The following is a 20,691-nucleotide window of genomic DNA, read 5'->3' on the forward strand; positions in this document are numbered from 1 at the left end:
TGCGCGCGCCTAGGCGTACGCCGCGATGTCCTTGACCACGGCGAAGCCGAGCCCGTAGGCGCTCATGCCCCGGCCGTACGCCCCCAGGTGGACGCCCTGCGCCGTGGTGCCGGCCAGGACCCAGCCGAACTCGGACTCCCGGTAGTGGAAGGGGACGGGCACCCCGTCCACGGGGAGGGAGAGCACGGACCACTCGGGTCCCTCCAGGTCGTCGGCGAGGGCCCACGCCGTCTCCGTCTGCTGCTCCAGCCAGTCGTCGCGCAGGCTGTGGTCCATCTGCCCGGGCCAGGTGAAGGACAGCAGGCCCACTCCGGCCAGCCAGGCGGCCGAGGAGACCGAGGTGGCCTCCAGCAGCCCGGTGCCGTCGGCGCTGCGCCGGGACGGGTTCGCCGCGACGGTCACCACGACCGCGAACTTCTCCCGCGGCTCACCGGCGGAGCCGACCGCCTCGTTGCGCACGGAGGGCTCGTCGCCGTGCCCGATCGACCCGTGTTCCACCGCTCCGTCGGCCGCCGTACCGACCTGCATCAGCCAGCGCGGCCCCGTGAACGCCTCGTCGAGGCCGTACCACGGGAAGGGCGCCCTCAGGTAGCCGTCGACCGCACGCCGGTCGGAGGGGAGCTGCTGCCCGCCCTCCGCGACCGGCGCCTGCGCGCCCACCCGACTCGTCGTCTCCATCTGCTGGACGCCTCCTCGCTCTCGTCGGACCGCGTCGCCCGCCCCCCATCGGGCGGCATCGCTGATACGCGTGCGGTCCGCACAACAACTCGGCAGCATATCCACACCGCGCCGAGCAGCAGGGAAACCGGGGGCCGAAGAGGTGTCCGTCAGGTCGCGTCCGCGTCGAAGACGGGCCGGTCGTCCTGACCCGCTTCCTCCGGCTTCTTGGTCATGTCGATGCGCCCGCCGGCGGAGGAGCCCGATGACGACGAGGCCTCGCGCTCGTGGAGGGCGACCGCCTCGGTGACCTCGGCCATCTCCTTCTTCAGGTCGAAGCCGTTGCGGATCTCCGTCAGCCCCAGGTCCTCGTTGTCCAGCTGCTTGCGGATGAACGTCTTGGGGTTGAGGTCCTCGAACTCGAAGTCCTTGAACTCGGGGCCCAGCTCGGAGCGGATGTCCTGCTTGGCGCTCTCCGAGAACTCGCGGATCTTCCGGATCGTGCGCGTCACGTCCTGGATGACCTTCGGGAGCTTGTCCGGACCGAAGACGAGCACGGCGAGAACGATGATCGTCACCAGCTCGAGTGGTCCTATGTCATTGAACACCTGACGCTCCTTGCGATGTCCTCGGTCGCGCCCCACGGTACCCGCCCCACCTCGCGAACCGGTACCGTCCCGAGGTGAGACTTGCGTCAGTTCTGCTCGCCCAGCACGACTGAGACCTCCCGCTCGCCGCCGTGTTCCACCGTCAGCCGCAGCCGGTCGCCGGGCCGGTGGGCGCGCACCTTGATGATCAGTTCCTCGCCCGAGTGGACGCGCTGCCCGTCGACCTCGGTGATCACGTCGCCCGGCTGGAGCCCCGCCCGGTCGCCCGGTCCGCCCCTGACGACGGCGGGACCGCCGCCGCGCGCCTTGTCGTCGACACGGGCGCCGTCGCCCGTGTAGCCCATGTCGAGGTTCACCCCGATGACGGGGTGGGTGGCGTGCCCCTTGTCGATCAGTTCGTCGGCGACGCGCCTGGCCTGGTTGACGGGGATGGCGAAGCCGAGGCCGATGGAGCCGGCCTGCCCGCCGTCGGAGTCCGTGCCGCCGTCGGCCGAGCGGATGACGGAGTTGATGCCGATGACCCGGGCCCGGGAGTCGAGGAGGGGGCCGCCGGAGTTGCCCGGGTTGATGGGGGCGTCGGTCTGCAGCGCGTCGACGTACGACACGTCGCTTCCGTCGCCGTCGTCCCCGCCGGCCGTGATGGGCCGCTCCTTGGCGCTGATGATGCCGGAGGTGACGGTGCCGGCCAGTCCGAAGGGGGCGCCGATGGCGACGACGGGGTCGCCGACCCGCACGTCGTCGGAGTTGCCGAGGGGCAGGGGGGTGAGCCCGTGCACTCTGGTGATCTGGACGACGGCCAGGTCGTAACCGCTGTCGCGGCCGACGATCTTCGCCTTCGCGGTCTCGCCGGTGCTGAGGGTCACCGATATGTCGCCGCCGGACGCGGCGGGCCGCACGACGTGGTTGTTGGTGAGGACGTGGCCCCGGTCGTCGAGGACGAAGCCGGTGCCGGTGCCGGACTCGTCGGCGCCGTGGACGTGCAGCGTGACGACGCCGGGCAGCGCGCGGGCGGCTATGGCGGCCACGCTGTCCGGTGCGGGCATCGCGCCGGGCCGGGGCGGCTCCGTCCGCGTCTCCCTCTCCCGCTCGACCCAGGCGCCGGCGAGGCCGCCCATGCCGCTGGAGACGACCGCGACCAGCAGGGTCCACAGGACGGTGATCCGCAGCGCCCTCCTGCGCCGCTGCCGCGCGGTGAGCACCTTGGCCCCGGTCTGCTGCAACGGCCCGTGCGCCGGCGGTGCCTGTCCGGCGGCGGCCGCGGCCCAGGGGTCGTAGCGCTGCCAGGGGCCGGCCTCCGGCGCGGCCTGAGCGGGCGAGCCTGCCTCCGGCGCGGGGCCGGTGGACGCCAGGGGCTCCGCCCCGGCCGGAGCCGCCTGCAGGGGCACCTGCGGGCTCACCACGGGCCCGGACGGCATGCCGGGAGCCACCGGTGCCGCGGACGTCGGTACGGCCGTCCCGGCCGCCGGTGCCGCCGGGTGCTGCACCGGCGGGGCGGGCGCCCAGGGCCCGGGCCCGCCGTAGGGGGGCGTGCTGCAGGGATCGGGATCGTGCAGCGGCTTGGGCCGCCCGGTGACCGGCCCGGCGCCGGTCGGCACCGGCCCCGCGACTGCGGTGTCCGCGTCGGCGTTCCTTGCCGGCGGAGCCGCCACCGCCGGCTTCGCCAGTTCGAAGTCGCCGTCGGGCGGACTCGCCGGTGTCCTCCCCTCCGGCGTCCGCTCCCCCTGTTCCCCGGGCGGGACGGACGTCGGGTTCCCCTCGTGCATGTTCTCCCCCACGGCTGGCCGCGGCCGCGTGCGTGGGCAGGGGCCGCGGAGAGTCGGACCCGTGCCCGGGTCATCGCCTCGGGCACGGCCTCACAGGATTCAACCAGGTTCGCCGGGGGAGGCGAAGAGGCAGGTCAGGGCGCCTGATGGGGAGGAGCGGGGGTGAGGGTGGGAGCGGGGGCCGCGTCGGGGACGGGGACCGACAGCAGGCCGGGGCCGTGCATCCGGGGCTCCGCGGACGGCGAGGTCAGGGAGAGCGGTGTGATGTCGGTCAGCGGGCGTATCAGGGGCGAGACCGCGGCCGCGCCGGCCATCACCGGTGCGGTCAGGTCGTGCACGACGTCCCGGGGGCGGCCCGTGGCCTGGGTCGGCATGCCGGGCAACAGCGGGGCGGACAGGACGGTCGGTGCCACCGTGGTCTGGCCGAGCAGGCCGCTGCCCTGGCCGAGCAGCGGTCCCACCGAGCGGCGGCGCTGGGAGTCGGCCGTCGCCGTGCCCGCGCCCGCGCCCGCCGGGCGGGTCGGGATCACGTTGCCCGTGCCGGTGCCGCCGCGGGCGTCGGCCGAGAGGTCACCGGGGATGGCGGTGGTGACGCCGCCGAGGGCGATCGCGGCCAGGGACACCGCGCCCGCGGCCGCGAAGGCGAAGCGCAGTCCGCGCGAGGAGGAGCGGTCGGCGTCCGCGCGGCCGACGGGGTGGACGCGGAAGCCGCGCTCCCCGGGCACCGCGGAGTGGGCGGGGCCGGCCGGGACGTAGCCGAACTCGAAGCGCTCGCGCCGCACGCCGAAGACCCCGTCCCCGGAGCCCCGGGCGAAGGGTCCTCCCCCGGGCGCCGGCGTGCCGTCGCCGTCCGGGTCACCTCCTGCGGGCAGGCCCTGGAGACGGGCGAGGAAGCTCTCCGAGGGCGGCGGCGGGGCCGCCTCCGCGAAGACGCTCTTCAGCCGGCGCTGGGCGTCCGCCTCCGCCTTGCACCGGGCGCAGGTGGCCAGGTGGGCGAGGACGCGCTCACGCGACTCATGACCGAGCTCCCCGTCCACCAGGGCGGAGAGCCGGTCTCCCAGATGCTGCTCGGCGAGGTGCGCCTGAGCCGGTTTCGGCCGGGATCCGCTCACGCCGTCGCGCCCCCTCCCCCCAGAGCGGGGACACGGGGCACGAAGGAGCGCCGCTCGGCCCTGCGCGCCTCGGGCGAGCGGTGGGCGAGGGCCTTGCGCAGCTGGGAGCGGCCGCGGTGGATGCGGGAGCGGACCGTGCCGAGCTTGACGCCGAGGGTCGCGGCGATCTCCTCGTACGACAGTCCCTCGATGTCGCACAGGACGACGGCGGCGCGGAACTCGGGCGCGAGGGTGTCGAGGGCCTGCTGGACGTCCGCGTCGAAGTGCGCGTCGTTGAACAGCTGCTGCGGGGTGGGCTCCTTGCTGGGCAGGCGCTCGGCCGCGTCGTCGCCGAGGGCGTCGAAGCGGATCCGCTGCTTGCGCCGGACCATGTCCAGGAACAGGTTGGTGGTGATGCGGTGCAGCCAGCCCTCGAAGGTGCCCGGCGAGTACGTGGACAGGGAGCGGAAGACGCGGACGAAGACCTCCTGGGTGAGGTCCTCGGCGTCGTGCTGGTTGCCCGTGAGGCGGTAGGCCAGGCGGTAGACGCGGCCGCTGTGCGTGTTGACGATCTCCTCCCACGTGGGCGGAGTCCACGCCTGCCCGTCCGCGTCGCCGGAGAAGGTCGCGGTCTGGGCGTCGCCTGCGGCGAAGCCGGCGGCGTGGCTGTCAGCAGCGGTGTCGGTCACGGATTTCGGCCTGCCCGCCGACCCGAGGAAGCGCCGCAGCACTCCACCCCGGTCCCCGGGTGCGGCCGCACCTCCCCTGTCGGCTCTGGTGGTGTCCAGTGGAGCCCCTACCATAGCCACCTCGCCCGTTAGCTCCGGATAAGCGGTTTTACGAAATTTTGATACGCGCTGATACGGCTCATCCGTCTGCGTCAGCATGTGCTCGGCGTCCTGATGCACCACTTACCCCCCATCGAGACCCGGGCCACCGTTCCGTCCTTGTTAACGCCCGGTCCCATCTGCGGGTTCCCGACGCCAACGGATACAGTCACGCCCAGGCAACCACGGGGACAGGAGAGGGTCATTACCGGCAACCGGCAGACGAGCTGGGCGTTCGCCGACGCCTACGTCGCCGAGGACGAAGCGCTGCGCTGGGCCCGTGAGCGGGCCCGGGAGGCAGGGCTGCGCTCGGTGTCGCCCGGCACGGGCGCCGCGCTGCGGGTGCTCGCCGCCTCCGTGGACGCGAAGGCCGTCGCGGAGATCGGCACGGGCTGCGGGGTGTCCGGTATCCATCTGCTGCACGGCATGCGTCCCGACGGGGTGCTCACCACGGTCGACCCCGAGCCGGAGCACCAGCAGTTCGCCCGGCAGGCGTTCCGGGCCTGCGGCTTCGCCAGCAACCGGTCCCGCTTCATCCCCGGGCAGGCGCTGGACGTGCTGCCGCGGCTGGCGGACGCCGGCTACGACCTCGTGTTCTGCGACGGCGACCGGCTGGAGTACCCCGACTACCTCGCTGAATCGTTGCGCCTGCTGCGCCCGGGCGGCCTGGTGGTCTTCGAGGGCGTCTTCGCCAACGGCCGCACGGTCGACTCGGGACCGCAGCCGACGGAGGTGCTGCGGCTGCGGGAACTGCTGCGCACGGTGCGCGAGAGCCCGGAGCTGGTGACGTCGCTGCTGCCGATCGGCGACGGCCTGCTGTGCGCCGTCAGGCGCTGACCGGTCCACCGACGGGCCCCGGGCGACCCGGGAACGCGGCTGCCCCGGCACCGCGTGCGGTACCGGGGCAGCCGGAAGGACAGGATCGCAGGCGCGTCAGACGACGACCTTCTTGAGGGCGTCGCCGAGTGCCTCGGCCTCGTCAGGGGTCAGCTCGACCACGAGTCGACCGCCGCCTTCGAGCGGAACGCGCATGACGATGCCCCGCCCCTCCTTGGTCACCTCGAGCGGGCCATCACCCGTCCGCGGCTTCATGGCCGCCATGCTCGTTCCCCTTCCTGAAACCAGGCTCACCGTCTGCCGACAGCCCTAGGGCACCCCGCGGCCCGGACGGACACGCGACACCGGCATCGAACACATTGCTTCCAAGCCATTATCCCGCATGCCAGGACCCGATGACCAACATCAGAAGGCATCGCTTGGGCAACGCGCGCGAGCAAAACCACTCAATTCGGCGATGTGACTGCGATACTGCGCCCCCGCACCGACCCGCACGCCATGTCGCCGCTCCGGTTTTCTTTGACGCAGGTCACACGTCGGGTGCGGCCCACCGGCCGCGATCTCCGCCATGCTGTCCTTCAGACAGCGGCGTACCGAGCGGTACGTCACCAGCCGTGACACCGGAGGGGATTCCATGGCCGACACCGTGCTCTACGAGGTGAGCGACGGACTCGCGACGATCACGCTGAACCGCCCCGAGGCGATGAACGCGCTGAACATCGCGACGAAGGCCGCTCTCCGGGAGGCGGCCGAGGCCGCGGCCGGGGACACCGCCGTACGGGCGATCCTGCTGACCGCCGCCGGTGAGCGGGCGTTCTGCGTGGGCCAGGACCTGAAGGAGCACATCGGCCTGCTGGCGGCGGACCGCGAGACGGGCTCCGGGCAGACGATGAGCACGGTCCGGGAGCACTACAACCCGATCGTGCGGGCGCTGACCGGGGCGGCGAAGCCGGTGGTCGCCGGGGTGAACGGGGTCGCGGCCGGCGCCGGCTTCGGTTTCGCGCTCGCCGCGGACTACCGGGTGGTGGCCGACACGGCGGCCTTCAACACCTCCTTCGCGGGCGTCGCGCTCACCGCCGACTCCGGCATCTCCTGGACGCTGCCCCGGGTGATCGGCCCGGGCCGCGCCGCCGACCTGCTGCTCTTCCCCCGCAGCATCAGCGCGCAGGACGCGCTGGAGCTGGGGATCGCCAACCGGGTGGTGCCGGCCGCCGAGCTGCGCGCCGAGGCGGAGAAGGTGGCGCGGGCCCTGGCCGAGGGGCCGACGGTGGCCTACGCGGCGCTGAAGGAGTCGATGGCCTACGGGCTGACGCACTCCCTCGCCGAGACCCTGGAGAAGGAGGACGAGCTCCAGACCCGGGCCGGGCAGTCCGAGGACCACACGATCGCCGTGCAGGCCTTCGTCGGCAAGGAGAAGCCGAAGTACCTGGGCCGCTGACGCCGGGGTCCCGCGCCCCTCACGGGGTGCTTCTCGCCGCGCAGGCCTCCAGGTGGTCGTCGACCAGGCCGCAGGCCTGCATCAGGGCGTACGCCGTCGTGGGGCCGACGAACCGGAGGCCCCGCCGCTTCAGGGCCTTGGACAGGGCCGTGGACTCCGGGGTGACCGCGGGGACGTCGGCGAGCGTCCTCGGGGCGGTCCGGCCGGCCGGGTCGGGGGCGTGGGACCAGACCAGGTCGTCCAGCTCGCCCTCCGCCCAGCCGGCGAGTACGCGCGCGTTGGCGAGCGTCGCGTCGACCTTCGCGCGGTTGCGGATGATGCCGGCGTCGGCGAGCAGCCGCTCGCGGTCCTCGTCGGAGAAGGCGGCGACCTTCTCGATCCGGAAGTCCGCGAAGGCGGCGCGGAAGCCGGCGCGGCGGCGCAGGATCGTGATCCAGGACAGGCCGGACTGGAAGGCCTCCAGGCTGATCCGCTCGAAGAGGGCGTCGTCGCCGTGGACCGGGCGGCCCCACTCCTCGTCGTGGTACGCCACGTAGTCCTCGGTGGACAGGGCCCACGGGCAGCGCAGCACGCCGTCGGGCCCGGCGAGGGCGGCTCCGGCGCTCATCTCTGCTCCCCCTCCTGGTGCCGGTCCTGCCGCGCGTGCGCGGCGGCCCGGGCGCCGGCCAGGGCCGACTCCAGGTCGGCGATCCGGGCGTCGCGCTCGGCGAGTTCGGCGGCGAGCCGGCCGAGCGCGTCGTCCACGTCCGCCATGCGGTAGCCGCGCGGGGTGACGGGGAAGCGCAGGGACTCCACGTCCGCCCTGCCGACCGGGCGGTCCGGGGGCAGCGGGTCCCGCAGCCGCTCCGGAGCCGCCTCCGGCAGCGGGCCGCGCTCTCCGCCGCTCACCACGGCGAGTGTCACCGCGGCCACCACGACGGCGAGAGCGACGACCAGGAACAAGAACATCACCATTGCCAGAGGTCCCCACGCTCGGTACCGGACGCTGTGCCGGACGCTGAATCTGTCAGGGTCCGATCGTGCCATGCGAGTCTGACAGTTAGGGTCGCAGGCGGCCGCGGTGCGGGACGTTCGAGGAGAGGTCACAGGGGATGCTCAGGCTGGGCAGGCGGGAATTCGGGCCGCACGAGCCGGTGGTCATGGCGATCGTGAACCGGACCCCCGACTCCTTCTACGACCGGGGCGCCACGTTCCGTGACGAGCCCGCCCTCGCGCGTGTGGAGCAGGCGGTGGCCGAGGGGGCGGCGATCGTCGACATCGGCGGCGTGAAGGCCGGGCCGGGCGAGGAGGTCACGGCCGAGGAGGAGGCGCGGCGGACGGTGGGGTTCGTCGCGGAGGTGCGGCGGCGGTTCCCCGACGTGGTCATCAGCGTGGACACCTGGCGGGCCGAGGTCGGCGCGGCGGTGTGCGAGGCGGGCGCGGACCTGCTGAACGACGCGTGGGGCGGGGTCGACCCCGGCCTCGCGGAGGTCGCCGCGCGGTACGGGGCGGGGCTGGTGTGCACGCACGCCGGGGGCGCGCAGCCGCGGACGCGGCCGCACCGGGTGGCGTACGACGACGTCATGGCCGACATCCTGGCGGTGACCGTGGGGCTGGCCGAGCGGGCGGTGGCCCTGGGGGTGCCGCGCGAGTCGGTGCTGATCGATCCCGGGCACGACTTCGGGAAGAACACGCGGCACAGCCTGGAGGCGACGCGGCGGCTGGACGAGATGGTCGCGACCGGGTGGCCGGTGCTGGTGTCGCTGTCCAACAAGGACTTCGTCGGCGAGACGCTGGACCGGCCGGTGAAGGAGCGGCTGATCGGGACGCTGGCGACCACGGCGGTGTCGGCGTGGCTGGGGGCGCGGGTGTACCGGGTGCACGAGGTCGCCGAGACCCGGCAGGTGCTGGAGATGGTGGCGTCCATCGCGGGGCACCGGGCTCCCGCCGTGGCCCGGCGGGGTCTGGCGTAGGTACCAGGGGGCCGCGCCCCGCTGGTACCCCGCGTGACGCGCTAGCGGCCCGCCTCCTTCGACACCAGGGCCACCGCCTCCTCGACCTCGTCGGTGACGTGGAAGAGCAGGAGGTCCTTCTCGGCCGCCTTGCCCTGGGCCACCAGCGTGTTCTTCAGCCAGGACACCAGGCCGCCCCAGTACTCGGTGCCGAAGAGGACGATCGGGAAGCGGGTGACCTTCTGGGTCTGGACGAGGGTGAGCGCCTCGAAGAGCTCGTCGAGGGTGCCGAGACCGCCGGGGAGCACCACGAAGCCCTGCGCGTACTTCACGAACATCATCTTGCGGACGAAGAAGTAGCGGAAGTTCAGCCCGATGTCGACGTAGGGGTTGAGCCCCTGCTCGAAGGGCAGTTCGATGCCGAGGCCGACGGAGACGCCGCCCGCCTCGCACGCGCCCCGGTTGGCCGCCTCCATCGCGCCCGGGCCGCCCCCGGTGATCACCGCCCAGCCGGCCTCCACCAGGCCCCGCCCGAGCCGCATGCCCGCGTCGTACTCGGCCGAGTCCACCGGCGTGCGCGCCGAGCCGAAGACGCTGATCGCGGGCGGGAGTTCGGCCAGCGTGCCGAAGCCCTCGATGAACTCCGACTGGATCCGCAGGACCCGCCAGGGGTCGGTGTGGACCCAGTCCGTGGGCGCCCGCTCGTCCAGCAGGCGCTGGTCGGTCGTGCTGGCGGTCACCTGGCCCCGCCGCCGGAGGACCGGTCCGAGCCGCTGCTCGTCCGGCGGCTGCTTCTTCCCCTCGGGGTTGCCGGTCGCCATGTGCGCTCCCTCCGCTTGCCGGTAGTTCGAATCTCAGCGTAGATCCACGCCGGTTACGGAGGGGGGACGTGCGCGTGTCCGGCGTGCGGTGCCGCGCGCGGTCCGGGCTACGCGGTGAGCCAGCGGCGCAGCCGCTCCTCGCCCGCCAGGATCTTCGCCACCTCGACGCGCTCGTCCCGCTTGTGGGCCAAGTGCGGGTTCCCGGGGCCGTAGTTGACGGCGGGCACGCCGAGCGCGGAGAAGCGGGAGACGTCCGTCCAGCCGTACTTGGGCTGCGGAGTGCCGCCCACCGCCTCGATGAAGGCCGCCGCGGCCGGGTGGGAGAGGCCGGGCAGCGCGCCGGGGCTGTGGTCGTCGACGGTGAACTCCGCGACCCCGCAGTCGGCGAAGACCTCGCGGACGTGCGCGATCGCCTCCTCCTCGGAGCGGTCGGGGGCGTAGCGGAAGTTGACGGTGACCACGCACGCGTCGGGGATGACGTTGCCCGCCACTCCCCCGCTGATGCCGACCGCGTTCAGGCCCTCGCGGTACTCCAGGCCGTCGATGACCGGCCACCGGGGCTCGTAGGAGGCGAGCCGGGCCAGGACGGGGGCGGCCGCGTGGATGGCGTTGGAGCCCATCCAGCCGCGCGCGGAGTGCGCCCGTTCGCCCGTGGTGGTCAGCAGCACCCGCAGCGTGCCCTGGCAGCCGCCCTCGACCTGGCCGTCGGAGGGCTCGAGCAGGACCGCGAAGTCGCCCTCCAGCCACTCGGGATGGGTCTCGGCGACGTGCTTGAGGCCGTTGAGGTCGGCGGCGACCTCCTCGTTGTCGTAGAACACGAAGGTCAGGTCGCGGTTGGGGGCGGGGACCGTGGCCGCGATGCGCAGCTGCACGGCCACGCCCGACTTCATGTCGCAGGTGCCGCAGCCCCACAGCACGCCGTCCTCGTCCAGCCGGGAGGGCACGTTGCCGGCGATCGGCACCGTGTCGATGTGGCCGGCCAGGACGACCCGCTCGCCACGGCCCAGGTTCGTCCGGGCGACCACGTTGTTGCCGTACCGGTCCACCGTGAGGTGCGGCAGGGCGCGCAGCGCGGTCTCGATCGCGTCCGCGAGCGGCTTCTCGCCGCCGCTCTCGGAGGGGAAGTCCACGAGCCGCGCGGTGAGCGCGGCCGCGTCGAGCGTGAGGTCAAGGGAGGTGTCGGCCATGGACCGACCCTAACGCCCCGTTCGCGACCGGATCGTTCCGCGACGCTCGCCACACTCCGGGCGTCTGTGCGGGTGCCCTCCAGTACCTTGTACGCGTGCCTGAGCCGTCCCCCATCCGTCCCGAGCGCCGCGGCCGCCTCCTGCGTTTCGGCGCGGCCCTGTTGGTCCTGTGCGGTGTCGCCGCCTACCTCGTGGTGCAGTACGTCACCGGAGGCGGTGGTGCCCGGGGGTGCAAGGTGGTCGCGGGCACGGGTGAGGCGGCTTCGTCGTACGAGTTCACGCCCGAGCAGGCGGAGAACGCGGCGACCATCGCCGCCGTCGGCACCGGGCGGGGCATGCCCGAGCGTGCGGTGACCATCGCGCTGGCGACCGCGCTGCAGGAGTCGGGGCTGCGCAACATCGGGCACGGCGACCGCGATTCGCTGGGCCTGTTCCAGCAACGGCCCTCGCAGGGCTGGGGCACGGAGCGGCAGATCATGGACCCGGCGTACGCGGCGGGCATCTTCTACGCGCACCTGGCGAGGGTGCCGGACTACCGGGGGCTGCCGCTGACGGTGGCCGCGCAGCGGGTGCAGCGCAGCGGCTACCCGGAGGCGTACGCCAAGCACGAACCGGACGCCGCGCTGCTCGCCGCCGCCCTGACCGGGCACACGGCGGCCTCGCTGACCTGTGACGGGCGTCCGGAGCGGACCGCCGCGGCGACCGGTCCCGACGCGGTACGGGCCGCGCTGGTGCGGGACTTCGGCCGGGACGCGCTGCAGGAGACCGGCGCCGAGGTGGGCGGTGCCCAGGTGCCGTCGCCGTCGCCGTCCCCGAGCGTGACCGCGACCGCGCGCGGGCGGACCGTGACCGTGCCGGTGACGGAGGGCGCGAAGCGGGACGGGACCGGGCGCGGCGAGCGGGAGCGGGGCTGGCAGCTGGCGCACTGGGCGGTGGCCAACTCCTCGGCGCTGCACATCCAGCGGGTGTCGTACGCGGGCCGGGAGTGGACGGCGGGCAGCGGCGGCGACGAGTGGCGCACGGTCCGTCCGGAGGGGGCCGCGGGCGCGCAGAGGTCCGCCGGGGCGGTCCGCATCGTGACCGGACAGTAGTACGGCGCCTCACCCGGCCGGGTTGTGCGCGGCGGCGCGGGGCGCACCGACCGACGTATGACCACACGATCTGCGAACCCCTTGGAAGGCAAGGGCGGGAAGGATTCTGCGGGCCGTCACGACGGGCGCCGTTTGCCCGTTTTTATCCACAACCGATAATGCGACGCGTTATCCATTCTTTACCTGGGGCGTCCGCAACCTTCGCCGGTCTCGAGCGGTAGTCACTGCGTCCGACGCACGGACACCACACCGTTCTCTCCCGTCGAATGGAGCATCATGTCCCTCCCCCTGACCCGCCGGATCGCCCGTGCCGCGCTGATCGTCGCAGCAGGAGCGGCCGCCGGGGTCGGTGCGGCCGGCTCTGCCGGCGCGGCCACGAGCCTGCCGGCCACCCCGAACGTGGGCGGTCTGACCGCTCTGGACGGAGCCCAGGTCGGCTCCACCGTCGACGGTGCGGCGCAGAGCGCCACCGGGCTCGCGGGCGAGGCCGGCGGCAAGGTGGTCAAGCAGGCGGTGCCCGCCGCGGGCAAGGCCGGCGGCAGCGCCGTGAAGAAGGCGGCGCCGGCCGCGCAGGGCGCCGCGGGCGCCGCCGCCGGTGCGGCGGGCAGCGTCCTCGGCGAGACCGCCTCCACCGCGACGAAGGGCGGCCTGCCCACCGGCTCCCTGGGCAAGGGCGGGCTGCCCACGACGTCCGTTCCGGCGCAGCTGCCGCTGGGCGGCTGAGGTCCGCCGCCGCACTGACGCCGAAGGGGTCCGGGGAGTGCTCTCCCCGGACCCCTTCACCGTGTTCCGGACCCCGCCGTGGCCCGCGCGGCCGTCACAGCCGGGCGACCGCCGCCCGGACGCGCTCGTCCGTCGCCGTCAGGGCCACGCGCACGAACCGCTCGCCGGCCTCGCCGTAGAAGTCGCCGGGGGCCACCAGGATGCCCAGCCCGGCCAGGTGGGCGACCGTGTCCCAGCAGGACTCACCCCGGGTGGCCCACAGGTAGAGGCTGGCCTCGCTGTGCTCGATGCGGAAGCCGTGGCCGAGGAGCGCCTCGCGCAGCAGCGCGCGGCGGGCGGCGTAGCGCTCGCGCTGGACGCGGACGTGCTCGTCGTCGCCCAGGGCCGCCACCACGGCCGCCTGCGTCGGCGCGGAGGTCATCATGCCGCCGTGCTTGCGGATCTCCAGCAGGGGGCCCAGGACGGCCGGGTCGCCCGCCACGAAGGCCGCGCGGTAGCCGGCCAGGTTCGACCGCTTGGAGAGGCTGTGGACGGCCAGGATGCCGTCGTGGGAGCCGCCGTTGACGTCCGGGTGCAGCACCGAGACCGGGTCGGCCTCCCAGCCCAGCTCCAGGTAGCACTCGTCGGAGACGAGGAGCACGCCGTGGGCGCGGGCCCAGGCGACGATCTCCGTCAGCTCGTCCTTGGCCAGGACCCTGCCCGTCGGGTTCGACGGCGAGTTCAGCCAGAGCAGTCTCAGGTTCGCCGGGTCCAGCTCGCGCGGGTCGTCGTAGGCCTGGTGGCCGGCGCGGGCGAGGCGGGCGCCGACCTCGTACGTCGGGTAGGCCAGGCGCGGGTAGGCCACCGTGTCGCCGGGGCCGAGGCCGAGCTGGGTCGGCAGCCAGGCGACCAGTTCCTTGGAGCCGACCACCGGCAGGACGTGGCGGTGGGTGACCCCGCGGGCGCCCAGGCGACGCTCGAGCCAGCCGGTGATCGCGTCGCGCAGCGCCGGGGTGCCCCAGACCGTCGGGTAGCCCGGCGAGTCGGCCGCGTCGACCAGGGCCTTCTGGATGAGTTCCGGGACCGGGTCGACGGGGGTGCCGACGGACAGGTCGACGATGCCGTCCGGGTGCGCGGCGGCCGTCTGCTTGTAGGGCTCCAGCTTGTCCCAGGGGAAGGTGGGGAGCCGGTCGGAGACTGCGGACACGGGGATCTCGCTCGCTTTCGTCGGTACGGCGAACGCCTCGGTCCCGTACGGCGGTGATCCGGGTGACCGGGCCGTACGGGACCGAGGCGGCGCTGACAGGGCCTAGGCCGCGGCCGCGGTCACTCGCCCTGCGGCGGCAGCGCGGCGACGACCGGGTGGTCGCGCTCGATCAGCCCGAGCTTGCTGGCACCGCCGGGGGAGCCCAGCTCGTCGAAGAACTCGACGTTCGCCTTGTAGTAGTCCTTCCACTCCTCCGGGACGTCGTCCTCGTAGAAGATCGCCTCGACCGGGCAGACCGGCTCACAGGCACCACAGTCGACGCATTCGTCCGGGTGGATGTACAAGGACCGCTGGCCCTCGTAGATGCAGTCGACCGGGCACTCCTCGATGCACGCCTTGTCCTTGACGTCGACACAAGGCTGCGCGATGACGTAGGTCACGCTGTCGTTCCTCCTCGATAGGGCGCTGGCGGGCCTCCTCAGGCTCCGCCGCCTGGCGCGCGGGAGCGCGGCGTCGTCGATGCCCGCCCCTAGTATCTCCGTTCCGGGGCAAGATCCGAACAGGAGGGGTGAACTGACCAGTGGAAATCTCGGCGCATGGACGCCTCGAGGTCCGTATCACCACTGCTGACGTGGGCAAACGGGTCTCCGTGCGGCGCTTGGGCGAACCTGGAGCGGCGCCGGAGAAGTTCACCGACACGGTGGGTGTTCTCACATCATGGGACGACGGCGTGCTCATGATCACACGACGGGACGGGGAGCGGGTCCGCATCGCGGAGTCCACGCTCGTCGCGGCGAAGGTCGTGCCGGCCGCTCCGGCGCGTCGCCGGGGGCCCGCCGCGAGCTACCCGGAGCTGGCGCGGGTCGCCTCGCGGGCGTGGCGTCCGGTGGAGAGCGAGGGACTGGGCGAGTGGGAACTGCGGGCCGCCGCCGGGTTCACGCGGCGGGCCAACAGCGTGCTGCCGCTCGGCGAGCCGGGGCTGCCGCTCGACGCGGCCCTGGAGGCCGTACGGCGCTGGTACGGCGAGCGCGGGCTGCCCGCGTACGTCCAGACCGCGACCGGTGCCGAGGGCACGCAGGAGGTGCTGTCCGCGGAGCTGGAGCGGCGCGGCTGGATGCGGGAGGTGACGGCCGAGCTGTGGGTCGGCGGGCTCGCGCCGATCGCGGACGTCGCCGAGGGCGCCGGGGTGGCGCTGTCCCGGGAGGCCGGCGAGGCCTGGCTGGCGCGGTACCGGCGCAAGGGGCTGAGCGACGTGGCCCTGCGGGTGCTGGGCAGTGGCCCGTCGGTGTGGTTCGCGACGGTGCCGGGCGCGGCGGGCGAGCCTCCGGCGGCGATCGGGCGGTGCGTGGTGGACGGCCGCTGGGCCGGGTTCTCCGCCGTCGAGGTGGACCCCGCACGGCGCCGGCAGGGCCTGGCCACCGAGGTCATGGCCGCGCTCGCCCGCCGGGCCCTGGCCGAGGGCGCCTCGGCGGCCTGGCTGCAGGTGGAGGAGGCCAACGAGGGCGCCCGGGCCCTGTACACCCGTCTCGGCATGTCCGTCCATCACGCCTACCACTACCACCGGGCGCCGGGAGAGGCCGCGCGGTGAGGCCCGCACCGGTCACCGGACATGCGCCGGGCAGTGGTAGGAACCGTCGTGAAAGGGCATGAGCCAGGCATGCGGCATCCGCGTCTTCCGCCTCCGTACCCGCCTCCGCCGGAGCGGTCCGCCGAGGTGCGGCGGCGGTTCGGGGAGGAGGCGCGGTCGGAGCGGCCGGATCTGTCGGCGCTGTGTCTGCTGATCGGCGCCGACGCGGACGGCACGCTCGACGAGGCCGGTATCGACGCGGCCCAGCTGGAGCTGGACCGGCTCGCCGGGCTGCTGCCGTACCGTCCGGGCGGCCCGCGCGCCTGGGCGGAGGCGGTGGGCCGGCTGCTCGGTGAGCGCCTCGGGTTCCACGGGGCGCCCGCGGACTACGAGCGCCTGGAGTCCTCCCTGCTGCACGAGGTGCTGCGGCGCCGCCGCGGGCTGCCGATCCTGTTGTCGGTCGTGTGGATGGAGGTCGCCCGCCGGGCGGGCGCACCCGTGTACGGGGTCGCGCTCCCGGGACACTTCGTGATCGGGTTCGGAGCGGCCGAGGAACAGGTGCTGGCCGACCCGTTCGACGGCGGCAGGGTACTGACCGGCGCGGACGCCGAGCTCCTGGTCGCCGGTGCGGCCGGGACGCCGCTGCGGCCCTCCATGCTGGTGCCCGCGGCCCCGCTGGAGGTCGTCCAGCGGATCCTCAACAACGTCCGGGCCTGGGCCTCCGCCCGGCCCGAGCGGTCGGACGTCGCCCTCCGGGCCGTGGAGCTGAGCCTGCTCATCCCCTCGCACCCCGCCCGGCTGCGCTACGAGCGCGGTCAGCTCCTCGTGCAGCGGGGGGAGTTCGTCGAGGGGGCCGCCGAGCTGGACGCGTACGCGCATCTGATCGAGGTCGTCGACGAGTCAGCCGCCCGGACGGTCCGTCAGCAGGCCGGTACGGCCCGCGCCATGCTCAACTGACGCGCCCCGGCCGGTCAGGCGGGTCCCAGCCATGACGTCGACGGGCTCGCGGGCGGGGTCCAGCGGGCGCGTCGGGCGGGCGCGGGGGTGAGGGGCGGCCGCGGCGCGCGGCGGGGCAGGACCGCGAGGATGGCCGCGGTGACGGCGGCGATCTCGTCCGGCGTCGGATCACCGCCACGGATGATCAGCAGCGGCTTGACGGCCCGTGCGGCGTCCGCGGGCGCGGAGGGCACGGCGGACGCCGGGACGGGGAAGGGCGCACGGACTGTCCGGGCGCCCGTGGCGGCCGGTGCGGTTCCGGGGGCGGCGTCGGAGGTGGTCGCGGGGGTGGCCTGGGAGCTGGTCGCGGGGGCGTCCTGCGATCTGGTCGCGGGAGCGGCCACGGAGCTGGCTCCGGGGGCGGCCTCGGAGCCGGCCCCCGGGCCGGACGGTGCGGGCCGGGTGGCGGGCGGGGCGGGACGCGCGGTGACCGTGGTGGGGCGGGCGGCGGGGCGGGATGCGGCCCCGGGGCCGGACGGCGCGGGCCGGGTGACGCTCGACCCACCCCCGCGCGCGCCGAGCACGCGGCCGCCGGCAGCGGCCCGCTCCCCCGGCGGTGCGCTCGACGGCGTGGCGGGCGGAGCAGGACGCGCGGCGACCGTGACAGGGCGGGTGGCCGTCCCGGACATGGTCTTCGGACCGGACGGCTCGGGCCGCGCGGCAGGCGGGGCAGGACGCGCGGCGACCGTAGCAGCGCGGGCGGCGGCCCCCGAAGCAGTCCCAGGGCCGGACGGCGCCGGCCGGGTGGCGGGCGGAGCAGGACGCGCGGCGACCGCGGCGGGGCGGGCGGCGGACTCGGAAGCGGTTCCGGGACCCGACGGCGCGGGACGCGTGGTGGCCGTGGCCGCGCGGGGGGCCGTCCCGGCGGCGGTTCCGGGGCCCGGCAGTGCGGGACGGGTGGTGGGTGAGGTCATTGGGGCTGGTTCCCATGCTTCCGGGCCGGGCCCGTGCGGTGCACGGCGCGCAGTGTGGTCAGCGCGTCGATCAGCACCCTGCGGGTGTCGGCGGGATCGATGACGTCGTCCACGAGGCCTCGTTCGGCCGCGTAGTAGGGATGCATCAGTTCGGAGCGGTACTCCTCGACGAGCCGTTCCCGGGTAGCCTCCGGGTCGTCCGCGGCGGCGATCTGCCTGCGGAAGACCACGTTGGCCGCGCCCTCCGCCCCCATGACCGCGACCTCGTTGCCGGGCCAGGCGAAGGACAGGTCGCACCCGACGGAACGGGAGTCCATGACGATGTACGCGCCGCCGTACGCCTTGCGCAGGATCACCTGGATCCGGGGCACGGTGGCGTTGCAGTACGCGTACAGCAGTTTGGCGCCGTGCCGGATGATGCCGCCGTGCTCCTGGTCCACGCCGGGCAGGAAGCCCGGCACGTCGACCAGCGTGACCAGCGGGACGTTGAACGCGTCGCAGAACTGCACGAACCGGGCCGCCTTCTGCGCGGCCTCGATGTCCAGCACCCCGGCGTACACGGACGGCTGGTTGGCGACGATGCCGACCGTCTGGCCGCCGAGGCGGGCCAGCGCGCACACCACGTTCGGCGCCCACAGCTCGTGGACCTCGGTGACGTCGCCGTCGTCGACGATCTCCGCGATCACCGGGCGGATGTCGTAGCTGCGCCGGGACTCGGCGGGCACCAGTTCCAGCAGGGCCTCGCAGCGGCGGTCCACGGGGTCGTCGCAGGGCGTCTCGGGCGGGTGTTCGCGGTTGTTGGCCGGCAGCAGCGACAGCAGGTAGCGGACCTCGGCCAGGCAGGTCTCCTCGTCGTCGTGGACGAACGCGGCGACCCCGGAGCGGGCCGCGTGCACCTCGGCACCGCCCAGCTCCTCGTGCGTGACCTGTTCCCCGGTGACCGCCCGCACCACGTCCGGGCCGGTGACGAACATCTGGGAGGTGGCGCGGACCATGAACACGAAGTCGGTCAGCGAGGGCGAGTAGGCGGCGCCGCCCGCGCACGGGCCGAGCATCACGCTGATCTGGGGGATCACCCCGGAGGCGCGGACGTTGCGCTGGAAGATGCCGCCGTAGCCGGCGAGCGCGCTGATGCCCTCCTGGATACGGGCGCCGGCGCCGTCGTTCAGGCTGACCAGGGGCGCACCGGCCGCCGCCGCCAGGTCCATCAGCTTGTGGATCTTCTGGGCGTGCGCCTCGCCGAGGGCTCCGCCGAAGATGCGGAAGTCATGGGCGTAGGCGAAGACGCGGCGTCCGTCGACCAGACCCCAGCCGGTGACCACACCGTCGGTGTACGGCCGCCGGTCCTCCAGGCCGAAGCCGCTCGCCCGGTGCCGGCGCAGGGGCTCGATCTCGGTGAACGTGCCCTCGTCGAAGAGGAGGTCCAGGCGTTCCCGGACGGTCAGCTTGCCCCGCCGGTGCTGCGCCTCGGTGGCCGCCTCGCCGGGACCGGCGGTGGCGAGCGCGTGCAGGGCGGCCAGCTCGGCCGTCAACTGCGCGAGGGTGGGTGCCTCTTGGGCGGCCCCGGTGGTTTCGGCGGTCGTGCTCGCCGCGGTGGTCGCGCCGGTCTCCGTGGTTCCTGCGGTGGGCTCGGGTTCCGCCGGGTGGGGTGCGCCGGCCGGCCGCACCGGGCTCGTCGTCGGTCTTTCCGCCTCGTAGACGCTCATGTGCCCCGCTCGCCTTCCTCGTGTCGCTGTCGCTGTGATGGCCCGGTCCGGCGCCGCTTCGGGTGGGGGCGTCGGCCGGGTCCGCTGCCGGCGGCGTCCTCCAGCAGCCCGACCAGGGCGGACGGGGGAGGCAGCGCCGCGATCCGGGTGCGCAGCCGCTCGGCGGCGGCGAGGGCCCTTCCGCCGTGCAGCAGCTCGGCCAGGTGGCGCCGGAGCCGCAGTGCGTCGGCCATGTCACGGGCGTCGGCGGGGGTCGCGGCGACCAGGCGCCGGCCCGCGCCGATGCGGGCCAGCCGGTCGCCCGCGGGGCGGGTGCCGGTCAGCACCAGCTGGGGCACGCCGTGCGCGGCGGCCGCCAGGGTGACGTCGGGCCCGCCGTCGTGCACCACGCCCGCGCAGGTGGCCAGCACCGGGCCCAGGAGCAGGGGGCCGGCGAAGCGGACCCCCCGGCCGAGGGCCTGGCGGTAGGCGTGCCGGCGGTACGGGGCGACGACCGCGACCAGTTCGGCGTCGAGCTCGCGCACGGCACGGGCCACCTGGCGTACCCGTGCGGCGGACCAGACACCGGGCCCCTGGTCGGGGCCGGGGCGCAGGCACACCCGGGGCCTGGCGGGTGGCTGCTCCAGCCACTCGGGCAGGCGGACCGCCGGCACGTCCTCGTGGCGCACGGCGAACGCGCCGGCCTCCGCGTCACCGCGCAGGGCCGGCGGGCAGGGATCGACCCAGAGGCCCGCGCCGCCCACCGCCGCCCGCGCGGGGTCCCGGTGGTCCAGCGCGGACCAGTGCACCACCTGCCCGCCGCCCCACGGCCCGGCCGCGTCCCCGGAGGGGGAGCCGGAACGGGGGCCACCGGACCAGGGCCCGGACGCACCGCCCGGCCAGGACGTCGGCCGAGGGTGCGGCCAGGGCGCCGGCCGGTCGCCGGAGCGCTCACCGGCGCGGTGGCCGGAGCGCAGGGCGGTGTCGCCGGACAGGGCCGCGCAGGCGTCGGCGGGCCACGCGCCGGGGACGTCGCCGGATGCGGCGTGCACGGCGACGTGGGGACGCCAGCCGGGCTCCGGCGGCAGGACGGGGAGCGCGCCGAGCACGGCGGGGAGCCCGCCGTGGGTGAACAGGCCGCCCGTCGGCACCGGGGCCGCGATGCGCACCTCGTGCCCGGCCGCCGCGCAGGCCAGGGCGGTCGGTGCCATCGCGAGCAGATGCGGCAGGGAGTGCCTCGCGGCGAACAGCACCCGCATGACGCCCCCTTCCGGCCGGGGCCCGCGCCCTCACCGCACGCCGGCCTGCCTCCCCAGCAGACGGCCCCGCGCTGGAGGCGCGTTAGGACGCCGCTGGAGGGTCCCGGCGG

General features: G+C 74.6%; 22 protein-coding genes. 7 read left to right on the forward strand and 15 right to left on the reverse strand.

The features are described 5' to 3' along the window. Window positions 1-9: 9 nt before the first annotated feature. From AQJ66_RS20880 to sigE, 5 genes are all read right to left on the reverse strand, one after another. A complete protein-coding gene (locus tag AQJ66_RS20880) occupies window positions 10-678 on the reverse strand; it encodes a hypothetical protein (protein ID WP_061924350.1) in 669 nt (222 codons plus the stop codon). 149 nt (window positions 679-827) lie between these two features. After that, complete coding sequence (locus AQJ66_RS20885; protein ID WP_061924353.1) at window positions 828-1,265, reverse strand: sec-independent translocase; 438 nt, start codon at window positions 1,263-1,265, stop codon at window positions 828-830. A gap of 86 nt (window positions 1,266-1,351) precedes the next feature. Further along, a complete protein-coding gene (locus AQJ66_RS20890; protein ID WP_107118992.1) occupies window positions 1,352-3,028 on the reverse strand; it encodes a S1C family serine protease in 1,677 nt (558 codons plus the stop codon). A gap of 134 nt (window positions 3,029-3,162) precedes the next feature. Next, window positions 3,163-4,140, reverse strand: coding sequence for an anti-sigma factor family protein (locus tag AQJ66_RS20895; protein WP_079060315.1), 978 nt, complete (start codon window positions 4,138-4,140; stop codon window positions 3,163-3,165). Beyond that, window positions 4,137-4,850 (reverse strand): RNA polymerase sigma factor SigE, encoded by a 714-nt coding sequence (gene sigE, locus AQJ66_RS20900; protein WP_061924359.1) that lies wholly within the window; start codon window positions 4,848-4,850, stop codon window positions 4,137-4,139. Before sigE ends, AQJ66_RS20895 begins: the two co-directional genes overlap by 4 nt. Before the next feature lie 171 nt (window positions 4,851-5,021). Here sigE and AQJ66_RS20905 point away from each other — a divergent pair, with 171 nt between their 5' ends. Further along, window positions 5,022-5,783: an O-methyltransferase gene (locus AQJ66_RS20905; RefSeq protein WP_341849421.1), complete on the forward strand. Its 762-nt coding sequence runs from the start codon at window positions 5,022-5,024 to the stop codon at window positions 5,781-5,783. Window positions 5,784-5,879: 96 nt separating this feature from the next. On the opposite strand, the gene AQJ66_RS37420 is transcribed toward AQJ66_RS20905, so the two are convergent. Continuing rightward, window positions 5,880-6,047, reverse strand: coding sequence for a DUF3117 domain-containing protein (locus AQJ66_RS37420; protein ID WP_018544333.1), 168 nt, complete (start codon window positions 6,045-6,047; stop codon window positions 5,880-5,882). A 370-nt stretch (window positions 6,048-6,417) separates the two neighbouring features. Here AQJ66_RS37420 and chcB point away from each other — a divergent pair, with 370 nt between their 5' ends. Beyond that, window positions 6,418-7,221: a 2-cyclohexenylcarbonyl CoA isomerase gene (chcB, locus tag AQJ66_RS20910; protein ID WP_061924364.1), complete on the forward strand. Its 804-nt coding sequence runs from the start codon at window positions 6,418-6,420 to the stop codon at window positions 7,219-7,221. 19 nt (window positions 7,222-7,240) lie between these two features. On the opposite strand, the gene AQJ66_RS20915 is transcribed toward chcB, so the two are convergent. Beyond that, the gene (locus tag AQJ66_RS20915; RefSeq protein WP_061924367.1) at window positions 7,241-7,828 is read right to left on the reverse strand and encodes a DNA-3-methyladenine glycosylase I; all 588 of its coding nucleotides are present in this window, start codon (window positions 7,826-7,828) and stop codon (window positions 7,241-7,243) included. Beyond that, complete coding sequence (locus tag AQJ66_RS20920) at window positions 7,825-8,175, reverse strand: DivIVA domain-containing protein (protein WP_061924370.1); 351 nt, start codon at window positions 8,173-8,175, stop codon at window positions 7,825-7,827. The genes AQJ66_RS20915 and AQJ66_RS20920 overlap by 4 nt, the downstream gene beginning before the upstream one ends. Window positions 8,176-8,312: 137 nt before the next feature. On the opposite strand from AQJ66_RS20920, the gene folP reads away from it, so the two are divergent. Further along, entirely contained in the window at window positions 8,313-9,173 is an 861-nt protein-coding gene (gene folP, locus AQJ66_RS20925; RefSeq protein WP_061924373.1) for a dihydropteroate synthase, read from the forward strand. A 41-nt stretch (window positions 9,174-9,214) separates the two neighbouring features. Here the strand turns inward: folP and AQJ66_RS20930 are convergent, their stop codons facing one another. Beyond that, window positions 9,215-9,973: an LOG family protein gene (locus tag AQJ66_RS20930; RefSeq protein ID WP_061924375.1), complete on the reverse strand. Its 759-nt coding sequence runs from the start codon at window positions 9,971-9,973 to the stop codon at window positions 9,215-9,217. Window positions 9,974-10,080: 107 nt separating this feature from the next. Then, entirely contained in the window at window positions 10,081-11,160 is a 1,080-nt protein-coding gene (gene dapE / locus AQJ66_RS20935) for a succinyl-diaminopimelate desuccinylase (protein ID WP_061924378.1), read from the reverse strand. Between the two features lie 95 nt (window positions 11,161-11,255). Between dapE and AQJ66_RS20940 the strand changes: the two genes are divergently transcribed. Both AQJ66_RS20940 and AQJ66_RS20945 read left to right on the forward strand, forming a co-directional pair. Beyond that, a complete protein-coding gene (locus AQJ66_RS20940) occupies window positions 11,256-12,251 on the forward strand; it encodes a VldE C-terminal domain-containing protein (protein WP_208611409.1) in 996 nt (331 codons plus the stop codon). Between the two features lie 276 nt (window positions 12,252-12,527). After that, on the forward strand, window positions 12,528-12,974 hold the full coding sequence (locus AQJ66_RS20945) for a hypothetical protein (protein WP_061924382.1): 447 nt from the start codon (window positions 12,528-12,530) through the stop codon (window positions 12,972-12,974). 94 nt (window positions 12,975-13,068) lie between these two features. Here the strand turns inward: AQJ66_RS20945 and AQJ66_RS20950 are convergent, their stop codons facing one another. Together AQJ66_RS20950 and fdxA are read right to left on the reverse strand one after the other, a co-directional pair. Further along, window positions 13,069-14,160 carry a bifunctional succinyldiaminopimelate transaminase/glutamate-prephenate aminotransferase gene (locus tag AQJ66_RS20950; protein ID WP_061924385.1) on the reverse strand — a complete coding sequence of 364 codons (1,092 nt, stop codon included), beginning with the start codon at window positions 14,158-14,160 and terminating at the stop codon, window positions 13,069-13,071. Between the two features lie 119 nt (window positions 14,161-14,279). Beyond that, on the reverse strand, window positions 14,280-14,600 hold the full coding sequence (gene fdxA, locus AQJ66_RS20955; protein WP_030176303.1) for a ferredoxin: 321 nt from the start codon (window positions 14,598-14,600) through the stop codon (window positions 14,280-14,282). Between the two features lie 140 nt (window positions 14,601-14,740). Between fdxA and AQJ66_RS20960 the strand changes: the two genes are divergently transcribed. Together AQJ66_RS20960 and AQJ66_RS20965 are read left to right on the forward strand one after the other, a co-directional pair. Next, the gene (locus AQJ66_RS20960; protein WP_079060316.1) at window positions 14,741-15,748 is read left to right on the forward strand and encodes a GNAT family N-acetyltransferase; all 1,008 of its coding nucleotides are present in this window, start codon (window positions 14,741-14,743) and stop codon (window positions 15,746-15,748) included. Window positions 15,749-15,817: 69 nt separating this feature from the next. After that, window positions 15,818-16,684 carry a transglutaminase family protein gene (locus AQJ66_RS20965; protein ID WP_061924391.1) on the forward strand — a complete coding sequence of 289 codons (867 nt, stop codon included), beginning with the start codon at window positions 15,818-15,820 and terminating at the stop codon, window positions 16,682-16,684. A 14-nt stretch (window positions 16,685-16,698) separates the two neighbouring features. On the opposite strand, the gene AQJ66_RS20970 is transcribed toward AQJ66_RS20965, so the two are convergent. The 3 genes from AQJ66_RS20970 to AQJ66_RS20980 form a co-directional block, all read right to left on the reverse strand. Then, window positions 16,699-17,067, reverse strand: coding sequence for an acyl-CoA carboxylase epsilon subunit (locus AQJ66_RS20970; protein WP_159052591.1), 369 nt, complete (start codon window positions 17,065-17,067; stop codon window positions 16,699-16,701). 566 nt (window positions 17,068-17,633) lie between these two features. Next, window positions 17,634-19,343 carry an acyl-CoA carboxylase subunit beta gene (locus AQJ66_RS20975; protein ID WP_079060317.1) on the reverse strand — a complete coding sequence of 570 codons (1,710 nt, stop codon included), beginning with the start codon at window positions 19,341-19,343 and terminating at the stop codon, window positions 17,634-17,636. Further along, window positions 19,340-20,581 carry a nucleotide disphospho-sugar-binding domain-containing protein gene (locus AQJ66_RS20980; RefSeq protein ID WP_061924396.1) on the reverse strand — a complete coding sequence of 414 codons (1,242 nt, stop codon included), beginning with the start codon at window positions 20,579-20,581 and terminating at the stop codon, window positions 19,340-19,342. Before AQJ66_RS20980 ends, AQJ66_RS20975 begins: the two co-directional genes overlap by 4 nt. Window positions 20,582-20,691 lie beyond the last annotated feature (110 nt).

Origin of the sequence: Streptomyces bungoensis (assembly GCF_001514215.1) — a bacterium.
Classification (GTDB): domain Bacteria; phylum Actinomycetota; class Actinomycetes; order Streptomycetales; family Streptomycetaceae; genus Streptomyces; species Streptomyces bungoensis.

Bases quoted from the DNA above. Each gene is read 5' to 3' on its own strand.
- AQJ66_RS20980 (WP_061924396.1), bottom strand. From the start codon at position 20,581: ATGCGGGTGCTGTTCGCCGCGAGGCACTCCCTGCCGCATCTGCTCGCG.
- AQJ66_RS20880 (WP_061924350.1), bottom strand. From the start codon at position 678: ATGGAGACGACGAGTCGGGTGGGCGCGCAGGCGCCGGTCGCGGAGGGC.
- AQJ66_RS20915 (WP_061924367.1), bottom strand. From the start codon at position 7,828: ATGAGCGCCGGAGCCGCCCTCGCCGGGCCCGACGGCGTGCTGCGCTGC.
- AQJ66_RS20965 (WP_061924391.1), top strand. From the start codon at position 15,818: ATGCGGCATCCGCGTCTTCCGCCTCCGTACCCGCCTCCGCCGGAGCGG.
- AQJ66_RS20945 (WP_061924382.1), top strand. From the start codon at position 12,528: ATGTCCCTCCCCCTGACCCGCCGGATCGCCCGTGCCGCGCTGATCGTC.
- AQJ66_RS20890 (WP_107118992.1), bottom strand. From the start codon at position 3,028: ATGCACGAGGGGAACCCGACGTCCGTCCCGCCCGGGGAACAGGGGGAG.
- AQJ66_RS20975 (WP_079060317.1), bottom strand. From the start codon at position 19,343: ATGAGCGTCTACGAGGCGGAAAGACCGACGACGAGCCCGGTGCGGCCG.
- AQJ66_RS20920 (WP_061924370.1), bottom strand. From the start codon at position 8,175: ATGGTGATGTTCTTGTTCCTGGTCGTCGCTCTCGCCGTCGTGGTGGCC.
- AQJ66_RS37420 (WP_018544333.1), bottom strand. From the start codon at position 6,047: ATGGCGGCCATGAAGCCGCGGACGGGTGATGGCCCGCTCGAGGTGACC.
- dapE (WP_061924378.1), bottom strand. From the start codon at position 11,160: ATGGCCGACACCTCCCTTGACCTCACGCTCGACGCGGCCGCGCTCACC.
- AQJ66_RS20930 (WP_061924375.1), bottom strand. From the start codon at position 9,973: ATGGCGACCGGCAACCCCGAGGGGAAGAAGCAGCCGCCGGACGAGCAG.
- folP (WP_061924373.1), top strand. From the start codon at position 8,313: ATGCTCAGGCTGGGCAGGCGGGAATTCGGGCCGCACGAGCCGGTGGTC.
- chcB (WP_061924364.1), top strand. From the start codon at position 6,418: ATGGCCGACACCGTGCTCTACGAGGTGAGCGACGGACTCGCGACGATC.
- AQJ66_RS20905 (WP_341849421.1), top strand. From the start codon at position 5,022: ATGCACCACTTACCCCCCATCGAGACCCGGGCCACCGTTCCGTCCTTG.